This window comes from Pantoea sp. S61 (genome assembly GCF_016625145.1).
Taxonomy (GTDB): domain Bacteria; phylum Pseudomonadota; class Gammaproteobacteria; order Enterobacterales; family Enterobacteriaceae; genus Pantoea; species Pantoea rwandensis_B.
Genome location: NZ_JACVUO010000032.1, coordinates 19776 through 31240 on the forward strand (window position 1 = coordinate 19776; position 11465 = coordinate 31240).

Sequence of the window (11465 nt, forward strand, 5' to 3'; positions counted from 1 at the left end):
CCCGTTTTCCCCTGTTGCGCCCAATGAAGCGTCGCCCGGCGCTTCGAAGACGAGAGATCTTTGATGATGGAAATTCTGCGTGGTTCGCCCGCTCTGTCGGCATTTCGTGTAAACAAACTGCTGACCCGCTTTCAGGACGCTCACCTGCCAGTGAGTGATATTTACGCCGAGTACGTCCATTTTGCCGATGTCAGTGCACCGCTCAGTGCGGATGAACATGCCCGCCTGCAACGTCTGCTGAAATACGGTCCTTCTCTCGCCGAGCACGCGCCACAAGGGCGTCTGTTACTGGTGACGCCGCGTCCCGGCACCATTTCTCCGTGGTCATCAAAAGCCACCGATATCGCGCACAACTGCGATCTGCCCCAGGTTATCCGCCTCGAACGCGGCATGGCCTTCTATGTGCAGGCACCGCAGCTGACGGAAGCGCAATGGCAACAGCTGGCTAGCCTGCTACATGACCGCATGATGGAGACCGTGTTCGGTGACCTGAATGAAGCACAGCAGCTGTTCGCGCATCATGAACCACAGCCGCTGAAAAGCGTTGATGTGCTGGGTGCCGGTCGCATTGCACTGGAACAGGCCAACACCACGCTGGGCCTGGCGCTGGCCGATGACGAAATCGACTATTTGCTGAATGCCTTCACCAAACTGGGCCGTAATCCGAACGACATCGAGCTCTATATGTTTGCTCAGGCAAACTCCGAGCACTGCCGTCATAAAATCTTCAACGCCGACTGGATTATCGACGGTGAAAAACAGCCGAAGTCGCTGTTTAAAATGATTAAAAACACCTTTGAGCATAATCCTGAGCACGTGCTGTCTGCTTATAAAGACAACGCCGCGGTGATGGAAGGTTCAAAAGTGGGCCGCTTCTACGCCGATGCGCAGAAGGGCGAATACACCTTCCATCAGGAAGAGGCGCATATCCTGATGAAGGTGGAAACCCATAACCACCCCACCGCGATTTCGCCGTGGCCAGGTGCTGCGACCGGTTCCGGCGGTGAAATCCGTGATGAAGGCGCAACGGGACGTGGCGCGAAGCCAAAAGCGGGCCTGGTCGGTTTCTCCGTCTCTAACCTGCGTATTCCTGGTTTTGAACAGCCGTGGGAAGAAGATTTTGGTAAGCCGGAGCGTATTGTTACCGCGCTGGATATCATGACTGAAGGCCCACTGGGCGGCGCAGCGTTCAACAACGAATTTGGCCGTCCTGCACTGAACGGTTACTTCCGTACTTATGAAGAGCGCGTGAACAGCCATAATGGCTCAGAACTGCGTGGCTACCATAAGCCGATCATGCTGGCGGGCGGTATTGGTAACATCCGAGCTGACCACGTGCAGAAGGGTGAGATCGTCGTTGGCGCGAAACTGATCGTGCTCGGCGGGCCTGCGATGAACATTGGGCTCGGCGGCGGAGCAGCCTCTTCAATGGCGTCTGGTCAGTCTGATGCGGATCTGGATTTTGCATCAGTCCAGCGCGACAACCCAGAAATGGAGCGTCGCTGCCAGGAAGTGATCGATCGTTGCTGGCAGCTGGGCGAAGCCAACCCGATTCTTTTCATCCACGATGTGGGTGCAGGCGGTCTGTCGAACGCCATGCCAGAGCTGGTGAGCGATGGCGGCCGTGGTGGTAACTTCAACCTGCGCGACATCCTCAACGATGAGCCAGGCATGAGCCCGCTGGAAGTGTGGTGTAACGAATCTCAGGAACGTTATGTGCTGGCGGTGGCACCGGCTCAGCTGGCGCTTTTTGACGAGCTGTGTAAGCGTGAGCGTGCGCCATATGCGGTGATCGGTGAAGCCACCGAAGAGCTGCACCTGAACCTGGCGGATAGCCACTTCGATAACAACCCTATCGACATACCGCTGGACGTGCTGTTGGGCAAAACGCCGAAGATGACGCGTGATGTTGCCACTCAGCAGGCAAAAGGCGATGCGCTGGTGCGTGGCGGTATTACCGTGGCTGAAGCCGTTAATCGCGTACTGCATCTGCCAACTGTGGCAGAGAAAACCTTCCTGATTACCATCGGTGACCGTTCGGTAACCGGTATGGTGGCGCGTGACCAGATGGTCGGCCCATGGCAGATCCCGGTAGCGAACTGTGCAGTGACCACCGCTAGCCTGGATAGCTATCACGGCGAAGCCTTCTCACTGGGCGAACGCGCTCCAGTAGCCTTGCTGGACTTCGCTGCATCTGGCCGTTTAGCGGTCGGTGAAGCGCTGACCAACCTGGCGGCCACCGCGATTGGTTCACTGCAGCGTGTGAAGCTGTCTGCGAACTGGATGGCGGCAGCGGGTCACCCGGGTGAAGATGCCGGTTTATATGCGGCAGTGAAAGCGGTCGGTGAAGAACTGTGTCCGGCGCTGGGCATCACGATTCCAGTAGGCAAAGACTCGATGTCGATGAAAACCCGCTGGCAGCAGGGTACCGAAGAGCGTGAGATGACCTCGCCGCTGTCGCTGGTGATCACCGCCTTTGCGCGTGTAGAAGACGTGCGCCGCACCGTAACGCCTGAACTGCAAGCTGACCAGGATAACCTGCTGATGCTGATTGATCTGGGCAACGGCGCAAACACCCTGGGTGCTACTGCGCTGTCACAGGTTTATCGTCAGTTAGGCGATAAGCCAGCCGACGTGCGAGATGCATCGCAGCTGGCAGGCTTCTTCAACGCTATTCAGGCGCTGGTGGCCGAGCAGAAGCTGCTGGCTTACCATGACCGTTCTGATGGCGGCCTTCTGGTCACGCTGGCTGAAATGGCCTTCACCGGTCACTGCGGTATCGAAGCCGATATCGCCGCGCTGGGTAACGATGCGCTGGCTGCACTGTTCACCGAAGAGTTGGGTGCAGTGATCCAGATTAATGCCGCTGATCGTGCAGCCGTTGAGAAAGTGTTTGCCGACCATGGTCTGAGCAGCAATGTGCATGTGATTGGTCAGGCACTGCCGGGCGATCGCTTTGTCATCCGTTCTGGCGACAGCGCGGTGTACCGCGAAAGCCGTACCACGCTGCGTACCTGGTGGGCAGAAACCACCTGGCAGATGCAGCGTCTGCGTGACAACCCTGCCTGTGCCGATCAAGAGCACGAAGCGAAGAAAGACGACAACGATCCTGGCCTGAACGTCCATCTGACCTTCAAGCCAGCAGAAGATGTTGCTGCGCCGATGATTGCAACAGGCGCTCGTCCTCGTGTTGCCGTACTGCGTGAGCAGGGCGTGAACTCCCACGTTGAGATGGCGGCTGCCTTCCACCGTGCTGGTTTCACCGCAGTCGATGTGCACATGAGCGATCTGCTGGCGGGCCGCCGTGGCCTGGAAGAGTTCCAGGCGCTGGTCGCGTGCGGTGGCTTCTCTTACGGTGACGTATTGGGTGCAGGTGAAGGTTGGGCGAAATCGATTCTGTTCAACGGCCGTGTGCGTGATGAGTTCGAAAACTTCTTCCACCGTCCACAGACGCTGGCGCTGGGCGTGTGTAACGGCTGTCAGATGATGTCGAATCTGCGTGAGCTGATTCCGGGCAGCGAACTGTGGCCACGCTTTGTACGTAACCAGTCAGAGCGGTTTGAAGCACGTTTCAGCCTGGTCGAAGTGGCTGCGAGCCCATCGTTGCTGCTGGACGGTATGGCCGGTTCTCATATGCCAATTGCCGTGTCGCACGGTGAAGGTTTCGTGGAAGTGCGTGACGGTGCACATCTGGCCCAGCTGGAAAGCAAAGGTCTGGTGGCGCTGCGCTTCGTGGACAACTTTGGTAAAGTGACCGAAAATTACCCAGCCAACCCGAACGGCTCGCCGAACGGCATCACTGCGGTAACCAACGAAAGCGGTCGCGTCACTATTATGATGCCGCACCCAGAGCGCGTGTTCCGCACCGTGAGCAACTCCTGGCACCCAGCAGAGTGGGGCGAAGACAGCCCGTGGATGCGTATCTTCCGTAACGCACGCAAGCAGCTGGGCTAATTTAGCCAGCAGCATCAGAGGCCGCCGCAAGGCGGCCTTTCTTTTGCCCGTCAGGCCTCACTCACTCACTCCATGACTGACTTTGGCTGGCTTGCAAAACTGTCGGAAATTGGCGACAAACACGAAAGTGAGCTGTCGCTAAATGGTGACATTTAACTTATTGATTTATATTGACTCAATTTTTCATCCTTTAACTCGTTGCTGATCAGCGACACTTTCGTCAGACCAGCCGGTCCGCTTTTTCATAAAATAGTGCGTCACACCTCGCATTACTCTGATAATCAATGCTATTTCATTTCTGGCACGATAGTTGCTATACTCACAGCGTTGCTCATTCTCCTGTCTATGATTGCCCCGCACTGCGGTTGAGCTCATAAAATTCGAATGACGCACCAAACGGAGCCTGCCGTCCACCCAACCGATAATCGCTTGCTTTGCAACGTTATCAAGCATCGGACGCAACGTTGAGTTAGGCTCCACCTATTTTGCAAGCGATGCTGAGGCGTCGCTCTCACGGCAGCCCAAAAGGGCTGCCGTTTTCCTTTCTGTACTTTCTTCCCTATTAATACTTCGTTAGCATGCCAGCAGCTCACATTTAAGGATGCGCGGTAGTGAAGAGATGGCGTCTGTTTCCCCGATCCCTGCGGCAGTTAGTCTTGATGGCTTTTTTGCTGGTTCTGCTACCATTGCTGGTGCTGGCGTGGCAAGCCTGGGAAAGTTTGTCTGCGCTCAGTAATCAGGCTGCAGATACCAATCGCAATACCTTTACCGACGTACGCCGCAGCGAAGCGATGGCGCGCACTGCGCTCGAACTGGAACGCAGTTATCGTCAATATTGCGTATTGGGTGATGCCACCTTGCAAAAGCTTTATCAAACGCAGTGGACGCGTTATGGCCAGATGCTCACCAGCCATGCGAATAGCCTGCCAGAGCTTCCATCATTCAAAGCGCTGCAGGAAACTTTGCCGCAGCTCGCCAGTGTGCAGTGTGACAACGGTAACCCAGTGGCAAAAGCCACCACGGCCCTCGAACATTTTTCTGATGCCAATGCGCAAATGGTGCAGGAGACGCGTGAAGTGGTGTTTTCGCGTGGCTTGCAGCTCCAGCGCGAAATCGCCGACCGTGGTCAGTTCTTCGGCTGGCAGGCGCTGATTCTGTTTCTGATTAGTCTGGCGCTGGTGTTGCTGTTTACCGGCATGATTATCGGCCCGGTAAAACGCGTAGAACGGATGATTAACCGACTTGGGCAAGGCAAAGCGCTCGGCGACAGCGTGAGTTTTCGCGGCCCTCGTGAAATCCGTTCACTCGGTCAGCGCATCGTGTGGCTGAGCGAGCGCTTAAGCTGGCTGGAAGAGCAGCGACATGAGTTTCTGCGTCATCTCTCACATGAACTGAAAACCCCGCTTGCCAGCTTACGAGAGGGCACGGAATTATTGGCCGATCAGGTGGCTGGGCCGCTGAATGCGGAACAGCAGGAAGTGGTGGCGATCCTTGACACCAGCAGCCGCCATTTGCAGCGTCTCATCGAACAACTTTTGGATTACAACCGCAAACTGGCGGATGGCCCCATGGCGCTGGAGCCGGTCGCAATCAATGACATCGTTGATGCGGTCGTTAAAATCCATTCATTGCCCGCCGGTGCGCGTCAGATCACCACCCATGTTGATCTTCAGGTGGCGCACTGTCTGGCAGAGGCAACATTGCTGCAAAGGGTCATCGATAACCTCTATTCGAACGCCGTGAACTACGGCAGCGAATCCGGTAACATCTGGCTGCAGAGCCAACAGAAAGGCAACCAGGTGTGGATTGAGGTGGCGAACACCGGCACACCCATTCCGGCTGAAGAGCAGGCGATGATTTTTGAGCCCTTTTTTCAGGGCAGCCAGCAGCGCAAAGGGCCGGTTAAAGGCAGCGGGCTGGGGTTAAGCATCGCCAAAGATTGCCTGCGCAGGATGCAGGGCGATTTGCAATTGGTAACGCGCAAGGATGCGGATGTCTGTTTTCGAATCATTTTGACGACCAGCGCCGGGAATGCCTGATTAATGAAACACACCCTGATTAAACTTTTTAGCTGCGCGTTGGTGGCATTTGGCTTGAGTGCCTGCCAGACACCGTCCACGGGCAGCACGTTACACGATGGAACCACTCTTCCTGAGCCAGAAGTGCGGTTGCCTGATTATCTGGCGACCGATTGTCAAAATGTGTGGAAGATTGAAACGCCAGCAGCAATGAGCAACCCCCTTTACTGGCAGCGTGCTATCGACTGTGGTGAGCGTTTATCCCCAGCGGAAGCGCGGGCTGAGGCACGACGCTGGCCAGTACAAGGCTGGTCGCGTGCTTTTAAACAAGGCATTCTGCTGGCAAATGGCAATGTGACGCCCTTTGAGCGCCGCCAGTTCGTCGATACGCTAGACGGTTACAGCGCTTCCTATCCAGCCTCCGTGCGCCCGTTATTGATGTTGTGGCGTAGCAATCAGGCGGCGCAGTTGGCGTTAAGCGGTGAACGCAGCCGCTATGCTGCACTCCAGCAAAGCCACGACACTGAGCTGGACAGCCTGCGCCAGCAGCAAACCAAACTGCGTCAATCACTGGAGGAGACTCAGCGTAAGCTTGAGCGCTTAACTGACATCGAACGTCAGTTGTCGTCCCGTAAACCGGCGGACAGCAGCGATACATCGCACGGTGCCAGTGATGCACAAAGTGAGGATCAGTGACCATGAAACAGTCTGCACGTTTACTGCTGGTGGATGACGATCCCGGCCTGCTTAAACTGCTTGGCATGCGCTTAAGCAGTGAAGGCTATCAGGTGACCACCGCCGCAAGTGGTCCGGATGCGCTGCGTCAGTTGCAGAAAGAGAAAGTTGATCTGGTGATCAGCGACCTGCGTATGGATGAAATGGACGGGCTGGCGTTATTTGGCGAAATCCAGAAACGCCATGCAGGTTTACCGGTGATCATTCTTACGGCGCACGGCTCGATCCCCGAAGCGGTTTCCGCTACGCAGCAGGGGGTGTTCAGTTTCCTGACGAAGCCAGTGGATCGTGACGCGCTGTATAAAGCCATTGATGAAGCGCTGGCACAGCGCGCGCCGGTCAGCGATGACACCTGGCGTGAGGCCGTGGTAACACGCAATCCATTGATGCTGCGTTTGCTGGATCAGGCGCACATGGTGGCGCAATCCGACGTTAGCGTGTTGATTAACGGCCAGAGCGGTACTGGCAAAGAGGTGCTGGCTCAGGCGATTCACGCCGCCAGCCCACGTGCAAACAAGCCGTTTATTGCCATTAACTGTGGTGCGCTACCGGAGCAACTGCTGGAGTCAGAGCTGTTTGGTCATGCCAAAGGGGCTTTCACCGGAGCCGTGAGTGCGCGTGAAGGGCTGTTTCAGGCGGCGGAGAGTGGCACGCTGTTTCTTGATGAAATTGGTGATATGCCACAGGCGTTGCAGGTCAAATTACTGCGCGTCTTGCAGGAGCGAAAAGTGCGTCCGCTTGGCAGTAATCGGGATGTCGATATCAACGTGCGCATCATCTCGGCCACGCATCGCGATCTGCCCAAAGCAATGGAGAAAAAGAGTTTCCGCGAGGATCTCTACTATCGCCTCAATGTGGTGAATCTGAAGATTCCGGCGCTGCATGAACGTGCAGAAGATATTCCGCTGCTGGCGAACCATCTGTTGCGCCAGTCGGCCGAACGCCATAAACCCTTTGTGCGCAGCTTCTCTGTGGATGCGATGAAACGTTTAGTGGGGGCCAGTTGGCCTGGCAACGTGCGGCAGTTGGTCAACGTGATTGAGCAGTGTGTCGCGCTGAGCACATCACCCGTGATCAGTGATGCGCTGGTTGAGCAGGCGTTAGCAGGTGAAAATACGGCGCTGCCGACTTTTGTTGAGGCACGTAATCAATTTGAGCTCAACTATCTGCGCAAATTGCTGCAAATGACCAAAGGAAATGTCACCAACGCTGCGCGTCTGGCTGGACGTAACCGTACAGAATTCTATAAGCTGCTGTCACGCCATGAGCTGGACGCCAGTGAATTTAAAGAGTAGCTTGCTGCGGCATATTGATTCATCCATTGACTACCCCAAATAATTTGAGTTGCAGTCAGACGGCAAACGAAAGCATCCCGATGAGCTTACTTCTTCAAGCGATTTGGGGAAAAGAGAGCCGCCAACCCCTCTGCAACTTGAAGCAGGACGGGTATATACTACTTGTTATCCGTCCATCATGGAGGGAGTGAAAAAAGGATCTGTCATGAAAAAGATCGATGCAATTATTAAACCATTCAAACTCGATGATGTGCGCGAAGCGTTGGCTGAAGTGGGCATCACCGGGATGACGGTCAGTGAAGTGAAGGGTTTTGGTCGCCAGAAAGGCCACACTGAGCTGTATCGTGGCGCGGAGTACATGGTCGATTTTCTGCCAAAAGTGAAAATCGAAATGGTGGTCGGTGATGACATCGTCGACACCTGCGTTGAAGCCATTATGAATACCGCGCAGACCGGCAAAATCGGCGACGGCAAAATCTTTGTGTTCGACGTGGCGCGCGTGGTGCGTATCCGTACCGGTGAAGAGGACGAAGAGGCGATCTAAGCCCCTTCGTTAGCCTGTTAAAAAGCCTGCATGATGCAGGCTTTTTTTGTTTACAGCACTTTGTGCGGGCCAAAAACTTCATAATGGATACGATCGGCACTGATACCGGCATCGACCAGCTGCCGCGCGACAAACTGCATAAATGGCAGGGGGCCACAGAGCCAGAACTGGCGGTCGGCCTGATTCAATTGGCTGGAGATGCCTGCGAGATCCATTAATCCCTGCGCATCAAAACGGCCACTGTCCACGCTTTCCGGCTCGCGATACCAGATATGGCTGGCGAAATGTGGCAGGCGAGCACCTATGGCTTGAACTTCATCCGCAAAAGCATGCTGTGTACCGCATTCGGCCGCATGCAACCAGTTAACCGCGCCTGCATACTGTTGCTCGGCCAGGCTGGCTAACATCGCCAGCATTGGGGTTTGGCCGACACCGGCAGAAATCAGCGTGACCGGCGCGGTTCCTGTCGTTTGCAGATAGAAATCACCTGCTGGAGCCGCACATTGCACAATATCACCGACCTTGGCATGGGTGTGCAGCCAACCGGAAACGCTGCCGTGTTCCTCGCGCTTCACGGCGATACGATAGGATTTGCCGTTAGGTAGATGGGTGAGTGAATACTGGCGATGCTGGATATTTTCGCTTCCTTCAGGTCGCAGACTAACGGCCAGATATTGTCCGGGCAGAAAATCAGCGACGGGCTGACCATCGTTAGGTACCAGCTCAAAACTTTTAATCACGGAGCTTTCAGTATTGATGGTGCGAATACGGAAGTCACGCGCGCCACGCCAGCCGCCGACTTTCTCTTCTGAGGCGCAATAAATCGCTTCTTCACGCTGGATAAACACATCCGCCAGCACGCCGTAAGCTTTGCCCCATGCCTGCAAGACGTCATCGCCGGGATTGAGCAACTCTTCGATGGTGGCCAGCAACGTTTCACCGACTACCGCATATTGCGCGGGCTGAATATTCAGGCTGGTGTGCTTCTGCGCAATCTTCTCTACCGCCGGCAGCAGCACTGCCAGATTCTCCAGGTTACTGCCGTAGGCAACAATGGCATTAAACAGCGCCTCACGCTGATTGCCGCTGCGCTGATTATTCATGTTGAAAACGTTCTTCAGTTCCGGGTGTTGCGTTAACAAACGCTGATAGAAGTGGCCAGTGAGTTGCGGGCCAAGCTGAGCAATAGCGGGCAGGGAAGACTTAACGGTAGCGATAGTTTGTGCATCTAGCATGGTGAAGGCCTCGCAGTGATTTTAAACATGTATTTTAAATGCATCTTATGATCGTTCATCTTGCCTGTAAATCCCCCGTTTTGTTTGCGGGTTAAGTGCCGAAGCTGGAAGCTGGCCCACAAACCTGAAAAATATTCCCCTTTAGCATGAGCAAATATCGTTATTTACAAGCTTGCAAAAATGCGTAAAAAACCCGTTCCAGCGCCGTGCCAATCGTTTGCGTAAAAAGAGGGGATTGGCGCTACCGTCACCTGACAAAACCGTTTACACTGTTGGCCTTCGCCCCTTGCCGGGGCCTAAACTGCCGTTAAAAAAGTTAGCTAGTCAGGAGATGCCGGATGTTAAAGCGTGATATGAACATTGCCGATTATGATGCCGAGTTGTGGCAGGCTATGGAGCAAGAGAAGGTGCGTCAGGAAGAGCACATCGAACTGATTGCTTCTGAAAACTACACCAGCCCACGCGTTATGCAGGCGCAAGGTTCACAGCTCACCAACAAATATGCTGAAGGGTATCCGGGCAAACGCTACTACGGCGGATGTGAATACGTTGATATCGTTGAGCAGCTGGCGATCGATCGCGCGAAAGCGCTGTTTGGCGCAGACTTTGCCAACGTACAGCCGCACTCTGGCTCACAGGCTAACTTCGCGGTTTACACTGCGCTGTTGCAGCCGGGCGACACCATCCTAGGTATGAACCTGGCGCACGGTGGTCACCTGACGCACGGTTCACCAGTGAACCTGTCAGGCAAGCTGTATAACGTCATCCCTTACGGCATCGACGAAACCGGCAAAATCAACTACGACGAACTGGCTGAGCTGGCTCAAACGCATAAGCCAAAAATGATCGTCGGTGGTTTCTCTGCATACTCTGGCGTGTGCGACTGGGCAAAAATGCGCGAAATCGCAGATAGCGTGGGCGCTTACCTGTTCGTTGACATGGCTCACGTTGCCGGTCTGATCGCCGCTGATGTGTACCCGAACCCAGTTCCACATGCACACATCGTGACCTCAACCACCCACAAGACCCTGGCGGGTCCACGTGGTGGCCTGATTCTGGCGAAAAACGGTGACGAAGACCTGTACAAAAAACTGAACTCTGCGGTATTCCCGGGTGGTCAGGGCGGCCCGCTGATGCACGTGATCGCGGGTAAAGCGGTGGCGTTCAAAGAAGCAATGGAGCCAGAGTTCAAATCTTACCAGCAGCAAGTGGCTAAAAACGCCAAAGCAATGGTTGAGGTTCTGTTGGAGCGTGGCTACAACATCGTTTCAGGCGGTACTTATAACCACCTGTTCCTGATCGATCTGGTGAGCAAAAACCTGACCGGTAAAGAAGCTGATGCCGCGCTGGGCCGTGCTAACATCACTGTGAACAAAAACAGCGTACCTAACGATCCGAAGAGTCCATTTGTGACCTCCGGTGTGCGTATTGGTACTCCAGCGGTTACACGTCGTGGCTTCAAAGAAGCAGATGTGCGCGAGCTGGCTGGCTGGATCGCTGACGTGCTGGACAACATCAACGACGAAGCGACCATTGAGCGCACCAAGCAGAAGGTACTGGATATCTGTGCGCGTCTGCCTGTGTATGCCTGATTTGGCACCATGCTAATGTGATTAAAAAGGATGGCGCTGGCCATAATGCCGATCAGTTAAGACAAAAATGATCGGTTGAACGATCCGGCAGT

7 protein-coding genes are annotated in these 11465 nt (G+C 54.9%); 6 read left to right on the top strand and 1 reads right to left on the bottom strand.

What is annotated here, in order from left to right:
• Positions 1–63: 63 nt before the first annotated feature.
• The 5 genes from purL (at position 64) to glnB (ending at position 8546) form a co-directional block, all read left to right on the top strand.
• On the top strand, positions 64–3954 hold the full coding sequence (gene purL / locus IAE30_RS28645) for a phosphoribosylformylglycinamidine synthase (protein WP_200681497.1): 3891 nt from the start codon (positions 64–66) through the stop codon (positions 3952–3954).
• A gap of 611 nt (positions 3955–4565) precedes the next feature.
• Positions 4566–5993: a HAMP domain-containing sensor histidine kinase gene (locus tag IAE30_RS28650; protein WP_200681498.1), complete on the top strand. Its 1428-nt coding sequence runs from the start codon at positions 4566–4568 to the stop codon at positions 5991–5993.
• 3 nt (positions 5994–5996) lie between these two features.
• Positions 5997–6668 (top strand): two-component system QseEF-associated lipoprotein QseG, encoded by a 672-nt coding sequence (qseG, locus tag IAE30_RS28655; protein WP_200681499.1) that lies wholly within the window; start codon positions 5997–5999, stop codon positions 6666–6668.
• 2 nt (positions 6669–6670) lie between these two features.
• Positions 6671–8002, top strand: coding sequence for a two-component system response regulator GlrR (glrR, locus tag IAE30_RS28660; RefSeq protein ID WP_038645380.1), 1332 nt, complete (start codon positions 6671–6673; stop codon positions 8000–8002).
• Positions 8003–8207: 205 nt separating this feature from the next.
• The gene (gene glnB / locus IAE30_RS28665) at positions 8208–8546 is read left to right on the top strand and encodes a nitrogen regulatory protein P-II (RefSeq protein ID WP_034825643.1); all 339 of its coding nucleotides are present in this window, start codon (positions 8208–8210) and stop codon (positions 8544–8546) included.
• A gap of 50 nt (positions 8547–8596) precedes the next feature.
• Here the strand turns inward: glnB and hmpA are convergent, their stop codons facing one another.
• Positions 8597–9781 carry an NO-inducible flavohemoprotein gene (gene hmpA / locus IAE30_RS28670; protein ID WP_038645382.1) on the bottom strand — a complete coding sequence of 395 codons (1185 nt, stop codon included), beginning with the start codon at positions 9779–9781 and terminating at the stop codon, positions 8597–8599.
• Positions 9782–10119: 338 nt separating this feature from the next.
• Between hmpA and glyA the strand changes: the two genes are divergently transcribed.
• On the top strand, positions 10120–11373 hold the full coding sequence (glyA, locus tag IAE30_RS28675) for a serine hydroxymethyltransferase (protein WP_200681501.1): 1254 nt from the start codon (positions 10120–10122) through the stop codon (positions 11371–11373).
• The last annotated feature ends 92 nt before the right edge of the window (positions 11374–11465 follow it).

What these genes read in the sequence shown, in the direction of transcription:
- purL (WP_200681497.1), top strand. Translation starts at nt 64, where the DNA reads ATGATGGAAATTCTGCGTGGTTCGCCCGCTCTGTCGGCATTTCGTGTA.
- hmpA (WP_038645382.1), bottom strand. Translation starts at nt 9,781, where the DNA reads ATGCTAGATGCACAAACTATCGCTACCGTTAAGTCTTCCCTGCCCGCT.
- glyA (WP_200681501.1), top strand. Translation starts at nt 10,120, where the DNA reads ATGTTAAAGCGTGATATGAACATTGCCGATTATGATGCCGAGTTGTGG.
- glnB (WP_034825643.1), top strand. Translation starts at nt 8,208, where the DNA reads ATGAAAAAGATCGATGCAATTATTAAACCATTCAAACTCGATGATGTG.
- glrR (WP_038645380.1), top strand. Translation starts at nt 6,671, where the DNA reads ATGAAACAGTCTGCACGTTTACTGCTGGTGGATGACGATCCCGGCCTG.
- qseG (WP_200681499.1), top strand. Translation starts at nt 5,997, where the DNA reads ATGAAACACACCCTGATTAAACTTTTTAGCTGCGCGTTGGTGGCATTT.